Source organism: Chimaeribacter coloradensis, from assembly GCF_002858715.1.
Taxonomy (GTDB): Bacteria; Pseudomonadota; Gammaproteobacteria; order Enterobacterales; family Enterobacteriaceae; genus Chimaeribacter; species Chimaeribacter coloradensis.
Window position 1 is genome coordinate 465,676 of the sequence record NZ_PJZH01000001.1, and the last position, 22,398, is coordinate 488,073.

23 protein-coding genes are annotated in these 22,398 nt (G+C 60.7%); 10 read left to right on the forward strand and 13 right to left on the reverse strand.

The genetic code is table 11. From position 1 onward, the window contains the following. Positions 1–117 precede the first annotated feature (117 nt). A complete protein-coding gene (sodC, locus tag CYR32_RS02155; protein WP_101822053.1) occupies positions 118–639 on the forward strand; it encodes a superoxide dismutase family protein in 522 nt (173 codons plus the stop codon). A 26-nt stretch (positions 640–665) separates the two neighbouring features. Here sodC and CYR32_RS02160 read toward each other — a convergent pair whose 3' ends face one another. The 3 genes from CYR32_RS02160 to CYR32_RS02170 are packed head-to-tail and all read right to left on the reverse strand — an operon-like array spanning position 666 to position 3,796. Then, positions 666–2,693 (reverse strand): FUSC family protein, encoded by a 2,028-nt coding sequence (locus CYR32_RS02160; protein ID WP_101822055.1) that lies wholly within the window; start codon positions 2,691–2,693, stop codon positions 666–668. Positions 2,694–2,697: 4 nt separating this feature from the next. Then, entirely contained in the window at positions 2,698–3,552 is an 855-nt protein-coding gene (locus CYR32_RS02165) for an HlyD family secretion protein (RefSeq protein WP_101822057.1), read from the reverse strand. A 7-nt stretch (positions 3,553–3,559) separates the two neighbouring features. Further along, on the reverse strand, positions 3,560–3,796 hold the full coding sequence (locus tag CYR32_RS02170) for a DUF1656 domain-containing protein (protein ID WP_241523730.1): 237 nt from the start codon (positions 3,794–3,796) through the stop codon (positions 3,560–3,562). A gap of 183 nt (positions 3,797–3,979) precedes the next feature. On the opposite strand from CYR32_RS02170, the gene slyA reads away from it, so the two are divergent. Then, entirely contained in the window at positions 3,980–4,411 is a 432-nt protein-coding gene (gene slyA, locus CYR32_RS02175; RefSeq protein ID WP_101822059.1) for a transcriptional regulator SlyA, read from the forward strand. A 76-nt stretch (positions 4,412–4,487) separates the two neighbouring features. On the opposite strand, the gene CYR32_RS02180 is transcribed toward slyA, so the two are convergent. Then, positions 4,488–4,955, reverse strand: a complete 468-nt coding sequence (locus CYR32_RS02180; RefSeq protein ID WP_101822061.1) for an outer membrane lipoprotein — start codon at positions 4,953–4,955, stop codon at positions 4,488–4,490. A 317-nt stretch (positions 4,956–5,272) separates the two neighbouring features. On the opposite strand from CYR32_RS02180, the gene anmK reads away from it, so the two are divergent. The 5 genes from anmK (at position 5,273) to pdxY (ending at position 9,865) form a co-directional block, all read left to right on the forward strand. Then, the gene (gene anmK / locus CYR32_RS02185; RefSeq protein ID WP_101822063.1) at positions 5,273–6,394 is read left to right on the forward strand and encodes an anhydro-N-acetylmuramic acid kinase; all 1,122 of its coding nucleotides are present in this window, start codon (positions 5,273–5,275) and stop codon (positions 6,392–6,394) included. Between the two features lie 25 nt (positions 6,395–6,419). Beyond that, the gene (locus CYR32_RS02190) at positions 6,420–6,725 is read left to right on the forward strand and encodes an MliC family protein (protein WP_101822065.1); all 306 of its coding nucleotides are present in this window, start codon (positions 6,420–6,422) and stop codon (positions 6,723–6,725) included. A gap of 67 nt (positions 6,726–6,792) precedes the next feature. After that, entirely contained in the window at positions 6,793–7,440 is a 648-nt protein-coding gene (pdxH, locus tag CYR32_RS02195) for a pyridoxamine 5'-phosphate oxidase (RefSeq protein WP_101822067.1), read from the forward strand. A gap of 144 nt (positions 7,441–7,584) precedes the next feature. After that, entirely contained in the window at positions 7,585–8,859 is a 1,275-nt protein-coding gene (tyrS, locus tag CYR32_RS02200) for a tyrosine--tRNA ligase (protein WP_101822069.1), read from the forward strand. Between the two features lie 145 nt (positions 8,860–9,004). Further along, complete coding sequence (pdxY, locus tag CYR32_RS02205) at positions 9,005–9,865, forward strand: pyridoxal kinase PdxY (protein WP_101822071.1); 861 nt, start codon at positions 9,005–9,007, stop codon at positions 9,863–9,865. A gap of 48 nt (positions 9,866–9,913) precedes the next feature. Here pdxY and gstA read toward each other — a convergent pair whose 3' ends face one another. From gstA to CYR32_RS02230, 5 genes are all read right to left on the reverse strand, one after another. Then, on the reverse strand, positions 9,914–10,519 hold the full coding sequence (gene gstA / locus CYR32_RS02210) for a glutathione transferase GstA (RefSeq protein WP_101822073.1): 606 nt from the start codon (positions 10,517–10,519) through the stop codon (positions 9,914–9,916). 133 nt (positions 10,520–10,652) lie between these two features. Continuing rightward, positions 10,653–11,519 (reverse strand): 4-hydroxy-tetrahydrodipicolinate synthase, encoded by an 867-nt coding sequence (gene dapA, locus CYR32_RS02215; protein ID WP_101822075.1) that lies wholly within the window; start codon positions 11,517–11,519, stop codon positions 10,653–10,655. Between the two features lie 386 nt (positions 11,520–11,905). Then, positions 11,906–13,558 (reverse strand): sensor domain-containing protein, encoded by a 1,653-nt coding sequence (locus tag CYR32_RS02220; RefSeq protein WP_101822077.1) that lies wholly within the window; start codon positions 13,556–13,558, stop codon positions 11,906–11,908. 260 nt (positions 13,559–13,818) lie between these two features. After that, positions 13,819–14,082: a hypothetical protein gene (locus CYR32_RS02225; RefSeq protein WP_101822079.1), complete on the reverse strand. Its 264-nt coding sequence runs from the start codon at positions 14,080–14,082 to the stop codon at positions 13,819–13,821. 123 nt (positions 14,083–14,205) lie between these two features. Then, positions 14,206–14,829 carry a glutathione S-transferase family protein gene (locus CYR32_RS02230; protein WP_101822081.1) on the reverse strand — a complete coding sequence of 208 codons (624 nt, stop codon included), beginning with the start codon at positions 14,827–14,829 and terminating at the stop codon, positions 14,206–14,208. A 201-nt stretch (positions 14,830–15,030) separates the two neighbouring features. Here CYR32_RS02230 and CYR32_RS02235 point away from each other — a divergent pair, with 201 nt between their 5' ends. From CYR32_RS02235 to CYR32_RS02245, 3 genes are all read left to right on the forward strand, one after another. Beyond that, the gene (locus CYR32_RS02235; RefSeq protein ID WP_101822083.1) at positions 15,031–16,059 is read left to right on the forward strand and encodes an AraC family transcriptional regulator; all 1,029 of its coding nucleotides are present in this window, start codon (positions 15,031–15,033) and stop codon (positions 16,057–16,059) included. 128 nt (positions 16,060–16,187) lie between these two features. After that, positions 16,188–17,117, forward strand: a complete 930-nt coding sequence (locus CYR32_RS02240; protein WP_146000657.1) for a hypothetical protein — start codon at positions 16,188–16,190, stop codon at positions 17,115–17,117. Next, positions 17,110–17,424 (forward strand): hypothetical protein, encoded by a 315-nt coding sequence (locus tag CYR32_RS02245; RefSeq protein WP_101822087.1) that lies wholly within the window; start codon positions 17,110–17,112, stop codon positions 17,422–17,424. The genes CYR32_RS02240 and CYR32_RS02245 overlap by 8 nt, the downstream gene beginning before the upstream one ends. 45 nt (positions 17,425–17,469) lie before the next feature. Here the strand turns inward: CYR32_RS02245 and dtpA are convergent, their stop codons facing one another. From dtpA to sapD, 4 genes are all read right to left on the reverse strand, one after another. Continuing rightward, a complete protein-coding gene (dtpA, locus tag CYR32_RS02250; protein WP_101822089.1) occupies positions 17,470–18,978 on the reverse strand; it encodes a dipeptide/tripeptide permease DtpA in 1,509 nt (502 codons plus the stop codon). A gap of 670 nt (positions 18,979–19,648) precedes the next feature. Further along, positions 19,649–20,437 (reverse strand): enoyl-ACP reductase FabI, encoded by a 789-nt coding sequence (gene fabI / locus CYR32_RS02255; protein ID WP_101822091.1) that lies wholly within the window; start codon positions 20,435–20,437, stop codon positions 19,649–19,651. Positions 20,438–20,586: 149 nt separating this feature from the next. Further along, positions 20,587–21,396, reverse strand: coding sequence for a putrescine export ABC transporter ATP-binding protein SapF (gene sapF / locus CYR32_RS02260; protein ID WP_101822093.1), 810 nt, complete (start codon positions 21,394–21,396; stop codon positions 20,587–20,589). Further along, the gene (gene sapD, locus CYR32_RS02265) at positions 21,396–22,388 is read right to left on the reverse strand and encodes a putrescine export ABC transporter ATP-binding protein SapD (RefSeq protein ID WP_101822095.1); all 993 of its coding nucleotides are present in this window, start codon (positions 22,386–22,388) and stop codon (positions 21,396–21,398) included. The genes sapF and sapD overlap by 1 nt, the downstream gene beginning before the upstream one ends. Positions 22,389–22,398: the final 10 nt, after the last annotated feature.

Genomic DNA, 22,398 nt, shown 5'->3' on the forward strand with positions numbered 1-22,398 from the left:
AAAAGTGATCTGCGTCACAATCCGCAGGGTTGTCCCGGAGACAAGCGAGGCGGCAGCACGGAACAGGGGGAGGTTGCCTATACTCAGGGTTCTGAATCAACAGGCACTGGAGGCAGCATGAATTCTCTTTCCGGCGTGGCGCTGGTGGCGGTAATGGTCTGTGGCGCGGCACAGGCCGCCAGCAAAGATGTCACCATGAACCTGGTCTCTGCCGACGGCGAACCCAAAGCCATTGGCACCGTTACCATCAGCGAAACGCAATATGGCCTGCTGTTTACGCCAAAACTGACCTCTCTGCCGCCGGGGGTACATGGTTTCCATGTCCACCAGAACGGCAGTTGCGATGCGGCGATGAAAGACGGCAAAAAAGTGGCGGCGCAGGCGGCCGGCGATCACTTCGACCCGCAGAAAACCGGCAAACATCTGGGGCCGTATGAAAACGGCCACCTGGGTGACCTGCCGGTGCTGTTTGTGCATGAGGACGGCAGCGCCAGCGATCAGGTGCTGGCCCCGCGCCTGAAACAGCTCTCAGAGATTGATAACAAGGCGCTGATGATCCATGCCGGGGGCGATAACCACGCGGATATGCCGATGCCGCTCGGCGGCGGGGGCGGCCGCATCGCCTGCGGCGTGATCTGACCCGGCACCCCGGCCCGGCCTGGGTATCAGGCCGGTTTCAGCGCCGGGGGCGCGCTGTCCGGTACCGCCTGCTGCAACTGTGACAGCGAGGCGCTGAGCCGCCAGATGACGCCGGCAAGGTCGCGTGCGGCCGGTGTCGGGTGGCGCGCCAGCGCCTCACTCATGGTCTGGAGTTCATCCAGGCTCTCCGCCAGCGCAACAGGGTTGACGCCGCGCTCGGTCATGATCCCCATCAGGCAGCGGAGGCAGCGGTCCCGTACCAGGGCCAGCGGGTCGGCCCGCGTCTCCCACTCACGCAGTTGCCATACCACCTGGGCGCAGTTCAGCAACACCACCCCCCAGCGTAATACCCAGATGCGCGACACCTCATCCTTACCCTGATTGAGCTGGCTGATGCGGTGATAAATCAGTGACTCAAAATCAGCCTGGGTGCGCTGCGGCCGCGGCCGTAACTGGTCAATGAAGTCACGCCGCAGGGCGCGGATCAAACGGCGGCTTTTCCGCGTGTCGGAACTTGGCCTGAGCACCTGGAACGCCACCCCGGCCAGCATCACCCCGGCCAGTTTTGCCAGGCTGTCGTTGATAAAGGCCTGATAGTCATACGCCGGCGGGTTGGCAATGGATAAAAACGATCCGCTGAACACAATCAACTGCCCCCACAGCGCGGCGTAACGGGCCTGCTGCAACTTAAGCAGTTGCATGGTGATCAGCAGCGGCAACAGGAAACAGGTAAATACCCATAACTCGCTGATCTGCACCATCAGGCCGAATTTGATCAGGTAGGTGGCGATCGAGAGCAGCAGCATCGCCTTCAGCAGGGTGGTAATACTGTTGATGGGCGAGGGCGTGGAGGAGTAGAGCACACAGCTAATCGCCACCAGCGTCAGCCCGGCGCTGCCCGCTTCCCACTGGGTGGTGATCCAGTAAGCGCAGCCGATGACGATGCATAAAAAAGTGCGCAGGCCATTATAGGCCGCCTCATAGGTGTCGGTATGGCGGGCGAGGCGGCGGGTGGCAGGCGGGGCAAGCGTTGTCACCGGCCCGGCATGCTCAATGCGCCGTAACCAGCGCCCGCTTTGCAGGTAGAGGCGGCAGAAGTGGTGCAGGCGCAGCCAGAGCGCCCGCTGCCGGAAATCCGCATCCCCGGCCGGGGCCAGAGGTTGCAGTGTCTTAGCCAGCTCATAGTAGGTGGTGTGCGGGCGGGCCAGCTGGGCCAGTAATTGCTCCAGCGTCGCCGGCAGGTGCGCCGGCGGCGAGGGCCAGTTCAGCAGCATCCGGCGGATGCCGGCGATCACGCTGGTCAGCGTAAGCTGCTGGTGCAGCAGGAAATTGATGGTGCGGTTCTGCCGCCGGAAGCGGTAGTGGCTCCAGAAGGCCTGAATGCGCAGCAGGTTCAGCGTCAGAATCTGGCTGATGACCCCTTCATGGGAAGTACGGATACGCGGGCTGACCTCCGGCTGCCACAGCATGGCGGCATGCTCCAGCAGCCGGGTATGCAGGCTGCGCAGGGAGGCGAGCAGGGTGCTGCCGTCAGAGGTGCTGGGCAGGATCATCATCATCAGCCCGCCGCACAGAATGCCGGTCACCACTTCACAGACCCGCGCCTGCGCCACGTCCCAGATCGCCTGTGTGTCGGTGAGGTTAACCGTGGAGAAAGCGATGATCGCTGCCGTATACCCGGCCAGGGCAAAGGCGTAGGAGACGTTATTCTGATAATGGTTGGCGACAAAGGTACAGCTGCCGATCCAGGCGGCAATCACCAGCGTAAACAGCCACGGGTCGTTCAGGCAGTGCCCGGCGATCAGGATCGAGGCCGCCGCCCCCAGCAGGCTGCCGGCAATCCGCCCCAGGCTTTTGCTGATCACGCCGCCCACGGTAGGGAAACTCACCACCGCCGCCGAGGTCAGCGCCCAGGTCGGCTCATCCAGTTGCAGGTAAAACGCCACCCACAGCGCCAGCGCCATCGCCAGGCTGTTGCGCAGCGCATAGCGCCACTGGGCGGCGGTGGCGTTACCCCAGGGCGTGCGGGGCCAGGTCAGCCGGGAGAGGGTCACGCGCCTACTCCCCGATTGAGATGGTGCAGGTGGTGCCGGCCACCAGCCTTACCCCGGCCGGCACCTGCTCCAGGGCGATGCGCACCGGCACCCGCTGTGCCAGCCGCACCCAGGGAACATTGGGCTTCACCTCCATCAGCAGGGTGCCGCTGCTGTCCAGGCTCTGGTCAGAGATGGCGCGCCCGATGCCCTCCACCCGGCCTGTCAGCGGCACATCGCCGTCATAGAGCACCAGCCGGGCGCGATCCCCCTCCCGGATATGGCGCAGCTTGGTCTCTTCAAAATAGCCCATCACATAGAACGAATGCGCATCCACCAGCGCCACCAGCGGCGTCCCGGCGCTGGCGTAGTTTCCCTGCCGGGCCTGCAGGTTAGTGATATAGCCGTCAGTGGGGGCCACCAGCCGGGTTTTGCTCAGGTTCCACTGCGCCTGGGCCACCGCCGCCTGTGCTTGCTGATACTGCGCCTGCATCGATTTCACCGCCAGCCGCGCTTCATCCAGTGTTTCCGCAGAGATCACCCCCTTCAGCCCCTGGCGGCGCGCCAGTTCATGGGTCGCCTTCGCCAGCCCGGCATCGGCATTGGCCAGTGTGGCGCGGGCGTTGTCCAGCGCTATCCGGAAAGGTTCAGGATCGAGGGCAAACAGCAGGCTACCGGCGCGGACAAACTGGTTATCCCGCACCGGAATAGTGATCAGGCGGCCGGAGACTTCAGGGGTAATGGTGACCACTTCTGCCCGGACTTTTCCGTCACGCGTCCAGGGTGACTGCATGTAATAATTCCACAACCACCATCCTGCGAAAATTGCCACGACGCAGATCAACAGAGTAGAGAAATATTTTAGGCTTTTAAATGTCATTATTTATTTACCACTTCACCAAAATCCATTGGGAAACACTTACCGCGAGCACAAACAGGGCAAGATCCATCAACACCGGGTGCCAGATGTCACCGGCATAGATCTTTTCACGTAAGACGTGATGTATCACCAGCCATAATACAAGACCCAGTGCAAACGCCTTAAATATCGGGGGGAAATAGAGAGAGGCACCAAATACCACCTCCTGAAAGGGGTCGGCAGCCAAAAAGGAGGGAATATTCACAATGGTATTATCCTTTTGATGAATACATAATTTGTTTTAAAAGCGTATCAATGATTCACGTCATAAATTATTAAACCAGACATCATTATAATGTTATATATAATTGAATTTGGGTTCTTATCTCTCCAAAATAGGCTACACTCTGGGAAGTAATGTTAGCACGCTAATTATAAGGAGGGACAATTGGAGTCCAACTTAGGTTCTGATTTAGCACGATTGGTACGTGTATGGCGTGCCCTGATTGACCACCGGCTCAAGCCACTGGAAATGACCCAGACCCACTGGGTGACGTTGCACAATATCAACAGGCTACCGCCTGAGCAGTCACAAATCCAGCTGGCAAAAGCCATTGGGATTGAGCAGCCGTCGCTGGTCCGCACGCTTGACCAGTTGGAAGAGAAGGGACTTATCACGCGCCATACCTGCGCCAACGATCGCCGGGCCAAACGTATCAAGCTCACGGACGCGGCCGCGCCGGTGATTAATCAAGTCGAAAACGTGATCGACTCTACCCGCCGGGAGATTCTGGCCGGCATTACGCCACATGAGGTCGAGGTACTGACAAAACTGATTGAGAAATTAGAAGAGAATATTATTGAATTACAAAATAAATAATAATTTTTGAAGACTTCACAGCACAGAAACAGAACCGGCGGCCCTTGGCCGCCGGTTTTACATCGGGCGCTGCCGCTTAGCGCGGAGAGACCGTTACCGTGCTGCCGCTGCTCGCCAGGCTGACACGCTGGCCAACGCTGAATTTGCTGGCATCAGCTTTCTGCACCACCATGATGGTGTTGCCGTCATCTTTGCGGATCTCCAGCTCCACGCCGTTGCTGCGGTTCAGCGCACCCTGGACGCCCTGACCCGCGACCCCACCGGCCACTGCGCCTGCGGCGGTCGCCAGGCTCCGGCCGGAGCCGCCGCCAATGGTGTTACCCAGGAACCCGCCCAGTACCGCGCCGCCAATGGCACCGATAACGTTGTTCTCTTCACCGCCCTGAATCTGCACTGCGCGCGTAGAAACAATGGTGCCGTACGTCACGTTCTGCACCTGTTTGGCCTGATCGGCAGTGTAGACATCGCCGGACAGGCCGCTGTCATTGACACAACCTGCCAGCGTTGCGCCCGTTAATGCCACCACGAGAAGACGCTTAATCATAAAAAACTCCTATTTTTTACGCTCCGTCCCCGGCACTTCCTGCCTGGCGACGTAATGATGATGACGACCGGTAAAAGTATGGCTGATAACCGGCTTAACCGCTATGTTGCCGGTTCGCTGCGGGCCAGCATACCCGTTGGGACGTCAACTGATAATAAACGGTCATTTACGTTTCTGACAGCCCCGCAGCCATGAAGTGCCCTGCGCAGGGAGCGCGATCGCGGAAATGTTAAAAAATCAGCCGCTTTCATGGCGTTAACCCCGTAAATCTGATGTAGTGAAGAGAGAACGATGATACCGCAGTAAGAGGACAGGTTATGAAATCAGGCCGTTATATCGGCGTTATGTCAGGCACCAGCCTCGATGGGATTGATGTGGTGCTGGCCGCCATTGATGAACAGCGGGTGGCCCAGCTCGGCCGCTACACCCACCCGATGCCGCCGGCAATCAGGCAGGCGATCCTCGGGATGTGCCAGGGGCAACAGGTGACACTGTCACAGGTGGGGCAACTGGACGCCCGGCTTGGCCAGCTCTTTGCGGAGGCGATTCAGAGCATGCTGGCTGAGCAAAACGTGGCCGCGGGCGATGTCACGGCGATCGGGTGCCACGGCCAGACTGTCTGGCATGAACCCGGCGGGGAGGCCCCGTTTTCAATGCAGCTGGGTGACAACCACCGTATTGCGGCCCTGACCGGCATCACCACCGTGGGCGACTTCCGGCGGCGTGATATTGCGCTGGGCGGGCAGGGTGCGCCGCTGGTACCGGCGTTCCATGACGCGCTGCTCGCCCACCCCGGCGAACGGCGGATGGTGCTCAATATCGGCGGCATCGCCAACCTCTCCCTGCTGCTGCCGGGCCAGCCGGTGCGCGGCTTCGACACCGGCCCCGGCAACATGCTGATGGATGCCTGGATCTGGCGTCAGCGCGCGCTGCCCTACGACGAGGATGCCGCGCTGGGGCTGGCGGGGCGGCCGGCGATTGCGCTGTTGCAGCAGATGCTGTCAGACCCCTATTTTGCGGCCCCGGCCCCGAAAAGCACCGGGCGGGAGTATTTCAACCTCGCCTGGCTGGAGCGCCATCTGGCGGCCTATCCGGGGCTGGCCCCGGAGGATGTCCAGGCCACCCTGGCAGAGCTGACGGCGGTCACTATCGCCGAGCAGGTGCTGCTCAGCGGCGGCTGTGAGCGGCTGCTGGTCTGCGGCGGCGGCGCGCGTAACCCGCTGGTGATGGCCCGCCTGGCGGCACTGCTGCCGGGCACCGAGGTCAGCCCCACTGACCCGTTCGGCATCAGCGGGGACGATATGGAAGCGCTGGCGTTTGCCTGGCTGGCCGCCCGGACACTCTCCGGGCTGCCGGGCAACCTGCCGTCAGTGACCGGTGCCTCAGAGGCTGCGGTGCTGGGCGCGATTTACCCTGCGGCCGGTGCACACCTGTGCTGAGGCTGCCCAAAGCGTGAGGAAAACAATGCGTAAACAGAGTATCCCGGCGGCGCTGCTGCTGGCGCTGGCCGGATGCAGCCATTTCACTAAGCCGGTGGCGCAGGTTATCCATTACCAGTGCGGCACGCTGCCGCTCACGGTCACCCAGGCCGCTGACCGCGAGAGCGTCAGCCTGCTGCTGGATGGCGAACAGCTGCACCTGCCGCACGTGGAGGCGGCCTCCGGTGCCAAATACAGCGACGGCCGTTACACCTACTGGTCACAGGGTGAGAAAGCGTTGATCCAGCGGGACGATGAGGTAATTATCTCAGATTGTGTGGTCAGCCGCTGACCGGGTACCGCCACCCGGCGGGCCGGAGGCTGGCCGTGTTGTACATGTTGACAGGATCGCATGGGCTATGACTGAAAAACTCTCTATCGCCGATCTACGGCGCGAATACACTAAAGGCGGCCTGCGCCGCCACGACCTGACGGACGATCCGCTGGATCTCTTCAGCCTCTGGCTCCAGCAGGCGTGCGACGCCCAGCTGGCAGACCCCACCGCGATGTGCGTGGCCACCGTTGACGAAAGCGGCCAGCCGTTCCAGCGCATCGTGCTGCTCAAACATTATGACGAAAAAGGGCTGGTGTTCTACACCAACCTCGGCAGCCGCAAGGCGCAACACCTCAGCCACAACCCCAAAATCAGCCTGCACTTCCCGTGGCATACGCTGGAGCGCCAAGTGAGCTTCCTGGGGCGTGCGGAGCGGCTCTCCACGCTGGAGGTGATGAAGTATTTCAGCAGCCGGCCGAAAGAGAGCCAGATTGGTGCCTGGGTGTCGCAGCAATCCTCGCGGATTTCGGCGCGCGGCGTGCTGGAGAGCAAGTTCCTCGAGCTGAAGCAGAAATTCCAGCATGGCGAAGTGCCGCTGCCGAGTTTCTGGGGCGGGTTCCGCGTGGCCTTTGACTCGGTGGAGTTCTGGCAGGGCGGCGAGCACCGCCTGCACGACCGGTTTATCTATCAGCGCCAGGCGGATGGCTGGAAAATCGACCGTCTCGCCCCCTGAACCGTAAAAACCGTGCTTACTTCTGGCGCTCGGGCTACGGGCGCTTTATTCTATGTCCTTTCTGAATTTCGCCCTTATCCACAGGCCACGCCTGGCCCGGTAAGCGGCAGGGCAGCACACTTATCAACCCTCACGGAGTCATTGATGACCAGCAGTAATTTGATTGCACAATTGCAAGAGCGGGGCCTTATCGCCCAGGTTACGGATGAAAAAGCGTTAGCAGAGCGACTGGCGCAAGGGCCAATTGCACTCTATTGCGGTTTCGATCCCACCGCAGACAGCTTGCACTTGGGCCATCTGGTTCCGTTACTCTGCCTCAAACGTTTCCAGCTGGCCGGGCATAAGCCGGTGGCGCTGGTGGGCGGGGCGACCGGGCTTATCGGTGACCCGAGCTTCAAAGCCGCGGAGCGTAAGCTCAACACCAGCGACACCGTGGCGGAGTGGGTGGAGAAGATCCGCCGCCAGGTCTCCCCGTTCCTGGATTTTGACTGCGGTGACAACAGCGCCATCGCCGCCAACAACTACGACTGGTTCGGCAACATGAATGTGCTGACCTTCCTGCGTGACATCGGCAAGCACTTCTCCGTGAACCAGATGATCAACAAGGAAGCGGTGAAGCAGCGCCTGAACCGTGAAGACAGCGGCATCTCCTTCACCGAATTCTCCTACAACCTGTTGCAGGGGTATGACTTCGCCTCGCTCTATGGCCTGCACAGCGTTGAGCTGCAGATCGGCGGCTCTGACCAGTGGGGTAACATCACCTCCGGCATCGACCTGACGCGCCGTATGCACCAGAAACAGGTCTTTGGCCTGACCGTGCCGCTGATCACCAAATCGGACGGCACCAAATTCGGGAAAACCGAGGGCGGCGCCGTCTGGCTCGACCCGAAAAAAACCAGCCCGTACAAGTTCTACCAGTTCTGGATCAACACCGCAGACGCCGACGTCTACCGCTTCCTGAAGTTCTTCACCTTCCTGAGCCTGGAGGAGATCAACGCCCTGGAAGAGGAAGACAAAAACAGCGGCAAAGCCCCGCGCGCGCAGTATGTGCTGGCGGAAGAGGTCACCCGGATGGTGCATGGTGAAGAAGGGCTGGCCGCGGCCCGCCGCATCACCGCCAGCCTCTTCTCCGGGGCGCTGGGTGAGATGACCGAGGCGGACTTTGCGCAACTGGCGCAGGACGGGATGCCGACCATCGAACTGGAACAGGATGCTGACCTGCAACAGGCGCTGGTCAACGCTGAGCTGGTGCCTTCCCGCGGGCAGGCGCGCACCATGATCACCTCCAATGCGGTGCAGGTGAACGGTGAGAAACAGGCTGACGCCGAATACCGCTTCACCGCGGATGACCGCCTGTTCGGCAAATACACCCTGCTGCGCCGCGGCAAGAAACATTACTGCCTGGTGAGCTGGAAATAACCGGCACCAGAGTCAGAAGGGGGCGTAATGCCCCCTTTATTTTTACCCGCGTCGCGGGACAATAACGCAAACCGGCCTGACCGGTTGAACACGACATGCCGCCGTAACGGCGCTTTTGGTAAGGGTAAGTCAGCAGGGTGTTGCTATGAAAAATATACTTTCTATTCAATCGCATGTGGTATTCGGCCACGCCGGTAACAGTGCCGCCGAATTCCCGATGCGCCGCCTGGGCGTGAACGTCTGGCCGCTCAATACCGTCCAGTTCTCCAACCATACCCAATATGGCCGCTGGACCGGCTGCGTGATGCCCGCCAGCCACCTCACTGAGATTGTGCAGGGCATTGCGGACATCGGCCAGCTGCAAAAGTGCGATGCGGTGCTGAGCGGTTATATCGGCTCCTCCGAGCAGGGCGAGCATATCCAGGAGGTTGTCCGCCGCGTGAAGGAGGCCAACCCGCAGGCGCTCTACTTCTGTGACCCGGTGATGGGCCACCCGGAAAAGGGCTGCATCGTCGCGCCGGGCGTGGCGGAGTTCCACTGCACGCAGTCGCTGCCGAGCAGCGATGTGATTGCGCCTAACCTGATTGAACTGGAGCAGCTGAGCGGCCGGGCAATCAACAGCGTGGAGGAGGCGGTGGCCACGGCGCGCGCGCTCTGCGCCCAGGGGCCGAAAGTGGTGCTGGTAAAACACCTGGCCCGCGCGGCCCGCAGTGCCGACGCCTTTGAGATGTTGCTGGTGACGGCGGATGAGGCGTGGCACATCAGCCGCCCGCTGGTGACCTTCCCGGATCGCCAGCCGGTGGGCGTCGGCGACCTGACCAGCGGCCTGCTGCTGGTGAACCTGCTGAAGGGCGAACCGCTGGACAAGGCACTGGAGCATGTGACGGCGGCGGTCTACGACGTGATGCTGACCACGCGTGAGATGGGGGAGTATGAGTTGCAGGTGGTGGCCGCACAGGACGCGATCGCCCGCCCGACCCACCACTTCAGCGCAGAAAAACTCTGAAGCCCGGCAGGGGCATGCGCTGCCCCTGCTTTTGGGAACGCGTCTGCGTTATTTCAGCCCTTCCGCGAACAGCGCCGCATCCACCGCCGGGCGGGCCGCCATGCGGTCAATAAAGGCGCGCAGGTGCGGCAGGCCGGAAAAATCAAATTTCAGCGCCTTGGCCCAGCCCAGAATGGTAAACAGGTAGGCATCCACCACGCTGAAGCGGCTGCCCAACAGATACTCTTTATCCGCCAGTTGCCCATCCAGGAACACAAACTTCTTCTCCAGCAGCTCACGCATCACCGCTTTCGCCTCTTCCGGGAGGCGCGGGTTGAACAGCGGGCTGAACCCTTTGTGCAGCTCCGTAGCGACATAGTTCAGCCACTCCAGCGCATGGTAACGCGCCGCGCTGCCCGCTTCCGGCAGCAGCTGCCGGTCAGGCTTCTGGTCGGCCAGGTACTGCACAATCACCGCGCCCTCGGTCAGGATGCTGCCGTCATCGAGTTGCAGCACCGGCACCTGGCCCTTCGGGTTAATCTCCAGGAAGTCAGCGTCGTGTTCGGTCTTTTTTGAGGCCAGGTCGACCTTCTCAATGCTGAAGTCCAGCCCGGCTTCACGCAGCACAATATGGGGGGAGAGCGAGCAGGCACCCGGCTTGTAATACAGTTTCATGGTAAAGGCTCCATCGGGGGGTTGATTAAGCCTTTATCCTAGAAGTGGATGGGGGAAAAGTCAGGGGGCAACCGTGCGCAAAAGCAAATAAAACAGCGGCGTGGCGCAGGGGCACCGGTTCGCCGCCGGGGGTTCAGTGCAGATGCAGAGTAAAGTAGTCGCGCAGCGCCTGTTCCACTTCTGCCGGGGCCGGCAGCATCGGTTCACGCAGCTCGTTTTCCATCTGGCCGTCCAGCGCCAGCGCGCATTTGATCGCCACCGGGTTGGCAATGGAGAACAGCAGGCGGATCATCGGCAGCAGGCCGAAGAAGGTGGCGCGCGCGGCCGGGAGGTCACCCGCGGCCACCTGCTGCACCAGTGCCACAAAGCGTTCCGGGCAGAGGTGGGCAGAGGCGGTGATCGCCCCGGTGCCGCCCAGCGCCAGCACCGTGAGCATCTGCGTGTCTTCACCGGTCAGCACATCCAGCTTGCCGTCGTTGATCAGGTCCAGCGTCAGCTCAGCATTGCCGCCGCAATCTTTGATGGCGACAATCCGCGGGTGATCGCTCAGGGTGCGCAGCGTCTCCCACTCCAGCGCAATGCCGGTGCGGTAAGGAACGTTATACAGAATAACCGGCAGGTGGGTGCGGTCGGCCAGGGTAGTGAAATAGTGGGCCAGCGCCGCCTGGGTCGGGCGGATATAGTAAGGTGCCGCGACCAGCAGCCCGGCCACCGGCCGCTGCTGGATGGCATCCTGCATCGCCAGCACCGACGGCAGGTGGTTACCGGCCAGCCCCATCACCACCTGTGCGCCCGGCACCACGTCCAGCACCGCGTCCAGCGCCTGTAACTGCTCATCATGGCTCAGCGCCGCCGCCTCACCGGTGGTGCCGCAGACCACCACGCCCGACACGCCGCGGGCAATCAGGGAGGTGGCGAGCTGTTGCAGCGCAGGCAGATCCAGCGCGCCCTGGCGGAACGGGGTAACCAGCGGAACCCAGATACCTGAAAAATGTGACATAGACTTCTCCTTGTAAAAGTAGGGTACCGTCAGGGAGAAGAGGTCAGGGGGGAATCACGTTGCCGTGGTACCGCTGTCCTGTCATCTCACCTGACGGGACAGCGCCCGGTCAAATGAGCGACTGTTTCTTGGATTTATCAGCAGCACGCGCGCCACGGGCCAGGGTCACCGCAGGGGTGCCGTAAGGGCCGGTCAGGGGGGCAGAGTGCGTCATAAGCTGTTCCATAGTGGATTGATTTTAGGCTTCTTTAAGCGGGGGTGGCCGCCTGTAAAGACTATGACGCAGCGCAGGGCGAAGTACCAATTGAATGAATTAATACCAAAAAAGGTATTATTGATTTTGCTTATAGGTTGCCGTTCCTGCCGCGGCAGGGACGGCCATACCCTCAGGCGGCGGGCAGCAGGGCGGCGAGCACATCCACCGGCACCGGGCGTGAGAACAGGAAACCCTGCATATGGGAGCAGCCGGCCGTCAGCAGGAAGCTCTTTTGCGACGTATTCTCCACCCCTTCGGCAATGACGTTCAGCTTCATCTTATGGCCGAGCTGCGACACGGCCGTGACAATCGCCGCCGTGTCGGTGACGTCATTGACGTACTGCACAAAGGAGCGATCGATTTTGACGCTGTCCACCGCAATGTCTTTCAGCAGGCTCAGGCTGGAGTAACCGGTGCCGAAATCATCCAGCGAAATTTTGATGCCCGCGGTACGCAGCTGCTTCAGCTGTTGCAGGCTGCGCGCGTCGGCGTTGAGCACGGCGGTTTCAGTCAGTTCCAGCTCCAGCCGGTGGCAGGGGAACCCCTCCTCCTGCAGCAGCGCCAGGGTTTTCTCGGCAAACTGCGTTTCGCGTAACTGCACCGCAGAGACGTTAATCGCCAGCCGCAGATCCCCCAGCGGCCGGATGTGGCGGCACGCCTGGCGCAGCACCGACTCGCCAAGCTGGCTGACCAGCCCGGTCTCTTCCGCCAGCGCGATAAACTGCACCGGCGGCACCGGCCCCAGCTGCGGGTGCGTCCAGCGCGCCAGCGCCTCAACCCCGATGATCTTCTCATCGCTGCTGCGCAAAATCGGCTGGTAGACGCAGGTCAGCTCGCCCTCTTTGGTCAGGGATTCCGCCAGCGCCTTCACCATCACCCGCTTGTTTTCTGACCCGGCATCCAGCGCCTCGGAGTAGAAGCAGAAGGTATTCTGCCCCTGGCGCTGCGCCTCCCGCAGGGCGGCATTACCGCGCCGCAGGATCTCCCCGGCCGTGAGGTTTTCGCTGTTGATGCTGACGATCCCACAGGAGATCGTCACCACCGGCTTGGCCTGTGTCAGGGTAAAGGGCTCATGCATCATCGAAATAATGGCGTTGGCCACCGGCTCCACCTCCGCCACCGAGGATTTGCCGCGCAACAACAGGGCGAACTCATCCGCGCCCAGCCGCGCCGGCAGCCCCTGCTGACCAATCAGCGCCCGCAGGCGCTGGCCAAATTCACACAGGATGCTGTCACCGGACTGGTAGCCGTAGGTGTCATTCAGCACGGTGAAATGGTTGAGGTTAAACACCAGCAGCGCGCAATGCTGCGGATGGTAGAGGCTGCGGGCGGCCAGCTGGTTCAGCTCCTCATTCAGGGAGGTGCGGTTCGGCAGGCCGGTCAGGGTGTCATGGTAAGCGAGATAGCGGATCTGCGCCTCAGAGCTGCGCAGCAGGGAGATGTCGCTGAGGATAGAGAGCACGAAGAAACGGTTGTTCATCACGATCCGGGTTTTACGGATCAGCACCGTGCGGCTCTTGGCGGCCGCGTCGGTGATGATCTCCTCGCTCTCCAGCGGCTCACCGCTTTTTAATACCTTCAGCACACGGCTGGTGTGCCGTGCGGACTGCTCAGCCGTCATGAAAAAGGTGAAATCCTGCCCAACCATTTCGTCATAGGAATAACCGAAAAACTCACAGGCTCGCTGGTTCACAAACACCAGTTTCAGTGAATCATCTTTAATAAGGGTGGCTTCCGGAAGTGCATTCAGCACAGCCTGACATATGGCAATGTCATTGAGCATTTTCAAACGTCCTGAGCAGGGGAATGCGGCAAGATTAGCACTGAAATATGGCGGCGTCTCGCGCAGGGCGAAGGATAAGTGAATTATTTTACTGGCTTTTTTGATTTTGCCAGCCAATCATAACGCCATTCTGATTATTTAAGTATCATCAACTGTTTATCACGCTCTAAGTGCCGCCCGCCCTATTTTATCCGGCCGGGGGAAACCGTCTGAACCGCCATGCGGCGCGTCCTGTCAGGCGCTAAGCGCCGCCGCACCGCTCACGGCTTTGGGCCGAACTTCTCATCCCACTCCCGGCGGTAGCGGCGCGCCCTGGCGCGGTCACGTAAATAGAGATAGGTACTGACCGCGCAGACCGCCCCGGAGAAAAGGATATTGCGCATATCCTGGTCATAGAATGAGACCAGCAGGCAGTCCAGGGCGGCAACAATCGCAAACCATTTATAGACGTGGGATTGCCGCCGGGTCAGGGCATTCAGCCGCTTGAGCTGGCGCGATTCATCCAGGAATTTTCTTTTTTCCATCGTCTTCTCAGGTAGCGGGTAAAGTGGGGAAAAAACGGTCATGTTGCTGAATTCTCAGCAGGATAAAGGGTAGCAAAGAGTGATTACTTTGCGCGAGCAATTAATTGCCGTGCACCTATCACATCAGGGCCACTGCTGAGTGGCGTACCGGGCAAACGCAGGCCGTTCACGCAGCCGGTCATAATAGCGGTCGATGGCCGGCAGTGACGGGCGTGACACCGGCGTCATCAGCCAGCGGTGCACCGAAAGGCCCAGCACAATATCCGCCAGGGTAAATTCATGCCCCGTGACATAGGCCCCGGTCTGTTCCAGCCGGCGGGCGAGCAGCGTGAGGTGGTGGTTCCAGCTGGCTTCACTCTCCGCCAGCAGGGTGCGATCGGGCTCGGCGGGGGTGTTACGCATCCGGGCGTTGAACAGATAGCGCCAGGCGCTGTTGAGATCGCCGAGTTGCCAGTCCATCCAGCGGTCGACATCCGCCCGGGCGCGCCGTTCCTGCGGGTAGAGGGCGCTGCCCGGCGGTCCGCCCGCCAGATAACGGCAGATGGCATTGGACTCCCACAGCACAAATTCCCCGTCCCGCAGCACCGGCACCTGGGCATTGGGGTTCAGCGCCAGAAACGCAGGCTGGTGGGTAGACTGAAAGCCGTGGCCCCACATCTCCTGCTGATAATCAAGCGCCAGCTCATCGCAGGTCCATAACACTTTCCGGACATTGATCGAGGAGGTTCTCCCCAGAATCGTCAGCATCGCGCACCTCCCTGAAAGGGGCAACCGGCCGGCTGCCTTACCATGACTATAGAAGGGGGCGGGCGGCAAAAGCAAAAGGCCCGCTCAAAAATCCACCGGAGGCAGTAAATATCCGCCACGCCATGCCGATAATGAAAGAAACCGCTTCCGGACGACACTGCACCGGGGGCCTTACCCTTGTGCCTGCGCCCGGAGAGGACGATGAGCCACCTTATTACGCGAAAAATTACCGATTCAGCCCATATCTATGAGGATTTCGATACGCGTTTTTATGAGTGGGAAGATGGCATGTCCTCGGCCGGCCTCAAGCTGGAGCTGTCACGGCAGGCCTTCACCGGGTTTGACTGGGAGGTCACTGGCTATAACTTCGGCCGTCTGGTCGGCGGGATACTGAACGTCAGTGAGCATGATATTCATCGCCAGCGCGGCAATATTTTCTCAATGCCCGATCATGTGCTGATTTTCATCATGGTGCTGGGCGGCATGGAGTGCCGCTGTTTTGGCCGCCGTTTCTCGGTGCAGCAGGGGGACATCCTGATCCAGGACTCCTCGCAACCGATCGCCATCCATGTTCACCCCAGCAGCTCGCCGCCCCATCTCTGCACCTACCAGTACATTATTCTGCCGAAACACACGGTCGCCCTGAGCCTGGATATTGCCGCGCTGCATGGCCGGGTGCTGCCTGCCGCGTCGCCGATGAGCTTTTTGCTGCGCCAGCATTTCAACGGTATGTTGCAGGTGTTTGACACCCTGAGCGAGCCGGAGGTGCTGGCGACCGGCGAAGGGGCGGCGGCGCTGATCCTGCACACCCTGTCGCTGGTGGCGGGCGTGCCGGTCGAGGCACCGTTCGCCCACAGCTCGCGGCTGGAGCAGGTCTGCCTCTATATTGAGCAGCATCTGGCGCAGCCGCTGACGGCGGAGATGCTGTGCCGGCAGTTTGGCCTGTCACGCGCGGCGCTCTACCGGCTGTTTGAGCCGATGGGTGGCATTGCGCTGTTTATCCGTAACCGGCGCGCCACCCTGGCGCGGCGGCTGATGCGTACCACCTCCCTCTCGGATCTGAGCCTGACGGCCATTGCCCGCCGCTGCGGCCTGTCGCCCGCCACCCTGCGCCGCCTGCTGGTGCAGGAGTATGGCATGTCATCGCGTGATGTCCGCACCGCGCTGCTGAATGCGCCGCCGCCGGCCGCCGGGACGCCGACCCACCTGAACTGGGTCAGCCACCTGTAACCCGGGTAAGCCGCCCTCTGCCTCACTCATCTTCCTCATTTTTCCTCATTTAGCCGCGCGCCCTCTGCCGGGCGCGATCCCGGCAGGCTAAGGTTATCCCTGTGTAACGGGCAGGGGAACAGGGCACGATGTCTATAGAAAGCAAATCGATAAAAAGAAGCTGGGTAAAAAGAGTGTGGCCGGCACTGGCGTTACTTGTCGCCTGCCTGCTGGCGGGGTGCGCCGCCGATACGCAACCGCAGCACACCGCCGAAAATTTTGCCGGGCAGAATGCCGAGGCGGGCAAACTCAGTGAACAGGCGCTGATCATGATGCATCAGGGCATTAACCGCATGGCCTATCAGCAGCAGTTCCTGCTGCTGACCCGCGACAGCGGCATCCCGCCGCGGCAGGATCTGCCGCTGGAGCACACGGTGCAGCGCGTGGCGGCCGCCCGGGCGTTGCAACGCTACGGCGAGGCGATGCAGGCGCTGCTGCGCCAGGAGCGGACGCCGGAGGCCACCGCAGCCTTTAACGGCCTGCTGGATAATACCCAGCTGGCGTTGGGCATGTTTCTGCCGGTGATGGTGACGAAACAGATCCGGGCGATGGGGGAGACGCTGGGGCAGCGGTACTACTTCCAGCGCAAACTCACCCGGGTCAGGCTGCTGATGAACGCCTACCAGCCGGTGGTGGGCCAGCTGGCCGGTCTGCTGGCGGAGGATTTCGAGGCCAACGGCTCAGGCTATATGGCGCTCTACCTGACCAGTGCCGCAGAATTGCGCAACACCGCCCGGCAGGTGCTGGACGACCCGCAGACCGGCGCTTCGCGGCGGCGGCAGGCGCTGGAGGCGCTGAATGATGCTGAGCAGGCAGAGGCGCAGGGGCAGGCCCTGAGCACCCGGATGGTCGGCATGGTGACGTCGCTGTACGCCGCCCAGCAGGAGACGTTGCGCAACCTGGATGAACCGGTGGATGCCCACCCGGCGCTGGAAGAGTACAGCCGCCGGGTCAGCTATGCCGGGCGGCTGATGCCGTTACTCTCACTGCCGGCACAAGGGGAGGTCAATCATGAGTGAAAGCCTGATGCAGCAACTCAACCGCACACTGGCCCAGCTTGAGGTGGTCAGCAAACAGGGGGGCGAGGCGGGGAAACGGGCGCAGCTGCTGCTGTCCCGGCTCTACCCGGTAAAAAAGGCGATGCTGTTACAGGCGATCGCCCTCCAGACCCCGCTCTATGCGGCGCTGGCAGACGCACTGAAACAGGGGGCGGATCAGGCGCATCAGGCGCAGGTGGGGCTGATCGCGCCGGTCTCCTTTGTCGCCGGGGTGGAAAACTGCATGGCGAAAGCGCTGATCCTGATGCACGCCGGGCCACAGGCATAAAAAAACGCTCCCGGGGGAGCGTTTTTGCAGATAACGGGCGGCGGATTAACGCGCTTTCGCCAGATCCATCGCTTTGCGTTCCTGCTCGGTATCCTGCGTCATGCGGTGCAGTTTCGGCGCGGCGATAATCATCAGCAGCGCGATCACGCCGGTGGCGATGCCGATTTGCAGGAAGACATGGCTGTAGATCGCCAGGGAGGCGTGGGCATCGGTGATGTCCTGCGGCACGGCGGTCAGGTTTGCCACTTTCCCGGCAATGATGGCCGCGGCCGCGGTGGTCAGGAACCAGGAACCCATGATGAAGCCCATCAGGCGCTGCGGCACCAGCTGCGCCACCATCGCCAGGCCCAGGCCGGAGATCATCAGCTCACCAATACTCTGCAACGCATAGCTCAGCACCAGCCAGTTGACGGAGACAATCCCGGCGTCGTTCGCCAGGGTCGCGCCCCACGGCAGCACCAGGAACGCGGCGGAGCAGAGCACCATCCCGATCGCGAATTTGTGCGGCATCGGCAGGCGGTCACCCGCTTTGGCATAGAACGCCGCCAGCAGCGGGCTGGCCAGCATGATCCAGAACGGGTTCAGGGCCTGATACTGTTCCGGCTCCATCTGGAAGCCGAACAGGCTGTGCTCCACATTATGGATGGCGAAGAAGTTCAGGGAGGTTGGCATCTGGCTGTAGAGCACGAAGAACACCACCGCTTCCAGCATCATCAGGAACGCCACGATCATCTTGCGGCGGGCGATGCCGTGCAGGGCAAAGGTCTCTTTGGCGAAGATGATGATAATCCCCAGTGACACCACGCCCAGCGCCATGCGGGCGATGTCCTGGTGGTGCAGCAGCCAGGTTGAGGCCGCCGCCAGCGCAACAACGCCCACCAGGGTCATCAGCAGTTTGTTTACCTGCAGCGGTTCAAAATCGGGTTTGGAACCGTGGTTTTTGACCCATTTGGCGCAGAACAGGAAGTTCACCAGGGTGATCAGCATCCCGGCCACGCTCAGGGAGAAGGCCACGCTCCAGCCATATTTGGCCGCGAGCCACGGCGTCGCCAGCATAGAGAAGAAGGAACCGATATTCACCGACATGTAGTACATGGTGAAGGCCCCATCGAGGCGCGGGTCATCTTTCTCATAGCAGGTGGAGAGCAGGGAAGAGGGGTTGGCCTTGAACAGGCCGCTGCCCACGGCCACGGTCGCCATACCGACGTAAACCCAGAAGACGTCGTGGTTAGAGTAGGCGATGCAGGCATAACCCACCGCCAGCACCAGCGCGCCGAGGATAATCACGCGTTTGGAGCCGAGGACTTTATCCCCCAGCCAGCCGCCGATGGCCACAAAGCCATACACCAGCGCGCTGAAGGAGGAGAACAGGGTGATGGAGTCGGCTTCACTCAGGCCAAGCTGTTTGACCAGGTACACCGCCATGATGCCCTGTAAACCGTAAAAGCCGAACCGTTCCCAGAGTTCGATGGAGAAAATCAGGTAAAACGCTTTGGGTTGTTTAAAGGCGTTTAAGCTGACGTCTTGTGATGTCTGTTTGTTTGATGTTGACACTGAAACCTCTTTATTCACAGCCTGTTTTAAGTTGCACAGGGATGGCGCAGAAGTGATGCCGAAAGCATCCTTTGCATTGTTATAAGATGGATAGCGGCAGGTAATGTTCACGATCTTTGTCAATGAGGCAAGCTATTTGACATAACCTGTTACATATATTCCCAGTGGCATAATGAGCAGGTGTTGCAAATGTTATGCAGGATTAACGTTTATGTTCAGCGGCTTTTCCAAACTATTATATTGATTAATCGCCATCCAATTTTTTATCAGTGATATATTCTGCTTTTTAGCCCACTTATGGTTCATCTGCTTATCTCTGAATAGTCTGATTGAAGATGATAAGGGCAGGGTGGCCTTTTCCCCTATATTCCCCTTTTCAATGAAGGCAGAAGATTCGCTGCTTTTTTGTCTCAGCCTGAAAACGTGAAGAAGATCCCATTTCTGGCTTAAATTTCAGGTTGAAAAAAATGTTTTTACCAGATGAGGTGATTAACCGGGGAAGACGCAGGGGTTTATCCGTTTTAAATCACAATTCCGGCAGAAAATGGGGAGAGGGAAAGTTCAGCCCCGCCGCAGGGCAGGAGGGCACTCCCAGAAGGTGAAGGGCATAAAAAAACCGGCCCGGGGCCGGTTGGGTCACCCGGCAGCAGAGGCGCTGCCGGAGAGAGGCTTAGTTGATTTCCAGCTCGTTCATGGCAGCGATGTTGAAGCCGCCGTCTACGTGCAGGATCTCACCGGAGATACCGGCTGCCAGGTTGGAGCAGAGGAACGCGGCGGAGTTGCCCACGTCTTCGGTGGTTACGGTACGGCGGATCGGGGTAACCGCTTCGCAGTGGGCCAGCATCTTACGGAAGTTCTTGATGCCGGACGCCGCCAGGGTGCGGATCGGGCCGGCAGAGATGCCGTTCACACGCACGCCTTCCGGGCCCATGGCGTTCGCCATATAGCGCACGTTGGCTTCCAGGGAGGCTTTGGCCAGGCCCATTACGTTGTAGTTCGGGATCGCGCGCTCTGCACCCAGGTAAGAGAGGGTCAGCAGGGCGGAATCCGGGTTCAGCATGGTACGGCAGGCTTTCGCCATCGCGACAAAGCTGTAGGAGCTGATGTCGTGGGCCACACCGAAGCCCTGACGGGTCACGGCATTCACGTAGTCGCCGTCCAGCTGGTCAGCCGGGGCGAAACCGATGGAGTGAACGAAACCGTCAAATTTCGGCCAGGATTTAGCCAGTTCAGCAAACATTGCATCGATGCTGGCATCTTCTGCCACGTCACACGGCAGCACCAGGTTGGAACCCAGCTCGGTCGCGAACTCTTCAACGCGGGACTTCAGCTTGTCATTCTGGTAAGTGAAGGCCAGTTCCGCGCCTTCGCGGTGCATAGCCTGAGCGATACCGTAAGCGATGGAAAGTTTGCTGGCAACGCCAGTAATCAAAATGCGTTTGCCGGTAAGAAAACCCATAGCAATAATCCTTGTGGTCATTGTGCGTGCGGAAGCCTGACTGCCCGGCAGCAGCGCCGGGCCGCGCTTCCGCGTTAATAAACCGGGCGATTCTAGCATGCCCGGACGAAATTAGGAGATGATTCGCCATCTGCTCCGATCAGTGTGGCTTAGCGGGTATCACGCCGCCAGGCATCGGCGGTCAGGGCTTCGCCAAAGTGGCTGGTAATCAGCCGGCGGGTGAGGTCATGCAGCGGGGCCGCCAGCACCTCCGCAGTAGAGCCGCGCTCCACCACCTCGCCCTGGTGCATCACCAGCACCTGGTCACTGATATGTTTCATCATGCCGAGATGCTGGGTGACGTAGATATACGATATGCCGTGTTTTTCCTGCAATTCCAGCATCAGGTTAATAATTTGTGAGCGCATGGACATATCCAGCGAGGCCAGCGCCTCATCCGCGATGATCACCTGCGGCTGCAGGATCAACGCCCGCGCCAGCGCCACGCGCTGTTTCTGGCCGGACGCCAGCATATGCGGGTAGTAGGCGGCGTGGTCGGGCAGCAGCCCCACCTGGCGCAACGTCTGGTTGATGCGCTGTACGCGTGCCGCGGCATCCAGGTCAGTATTCAGGCGCAGCGGGGCATCCAGCAACTGGCCGATGCGCTGGCGCGGGTTCAGAGAGGTGCTGGGGTCTTGCAGGATCATGCGGATGCGCTGGCTGCGGTAGCCGTAATCGCCGAAGGCCAGCGGATGGTTGTCGATCAGCATTTCGCCGCCGCTTGGCTCCACCATACCCGCCAGCATTTTCGCCAGGGTTGATTTGCCGGAGCCGTTCTCGCCGATGATCGCCAGCGTCTGGCGCTCCCGCAGGGTAAAGCTCACCGGCTTCACCGCCTCCACGTTCATGCGCCGGAACAGGCCGGTGCGGTAACGGAAGGTCTTGCTGAGGTTGCGCACCTCAAACAGGGTCTCGGCCATCACGACTTCTCCATGTTCAGCGGGAAGTGGCAGGCAAACGCATGGGTTTTCACCGGCTTGAGCGGCGGGGTCTCAATGCATTTTTTCTGTGCGTAGGGGCAGCGCGGCCCCAGCCGGCAGCCGATCGGCAGATGCTCCAGCGACGGGATCGCCCCCGGCAGGGTGTTCAGCCGGCTTTTGTGCGGCAGGGAACGGCCGAAATCGGGCATCGCCCGGATCAGCGCCTGCGTGTAAGGGTGGTGCGGCGCGGCCAGCAGATCCTCACAGGTCGCACTCTCCACCGTCTGGCCGCAGTAGAGCACATTGATGCGGTCAGCCCACTTGCTCATGGTCTGCAGGTCGTGGCTGATCAGCAGAATGGTGGTGTTGTTATTCTGGTTGAGCCGCGCCAGCAGGCGGAAAATCTGTGCCTGGGTAGTCGGCTCCATGGCGTTGGTCGGCTCATCGGCGATCAGCAGACGCGGCTGGTTGGCCAGCGCGATGGCGATCATCACCTTCTGGCACTCCCCTTCGGTGAGTTCGTAGGGGAAGCTGCCCATGATGTCTTTGTGATCCTTGATGCCGACCCGGTGCAGCAGCTCAATCGCCCGGCGCTTGCGCCAGTGCAGCCGCTGCCACCACTTGCCTTTGTAGGTCCAGCCGGGGATCGCCTGCATCAGCTGGCGGCCGATGCTCTCGGACGGGTCAAGGCAGGATTGCGGCTCCTGAAAGATCATGGAGACATTATGGCCGACCACCTTGCGCCGCTCGCGCGGCGTCAGTTGCAGCAGGTCAATGTCATTAAAGCGGAACCGGTCAGCGGTGACGCGCCAGTTATCTTTGGTGACGCCGCAGATCGCCTTGGCGATCAGGCTCTTGCCGGAGCCGGATTCACCCACCAGCCCGCGCACTTCGCCCTCCATCAGCGCCATGCTGACGCGGTCAACCGCTTTGACCGGGCCATCCGGCGTCATAAATTCAATGGTCAGGTTACGGATATCAAGCAGAGGCATTATTGGCCCT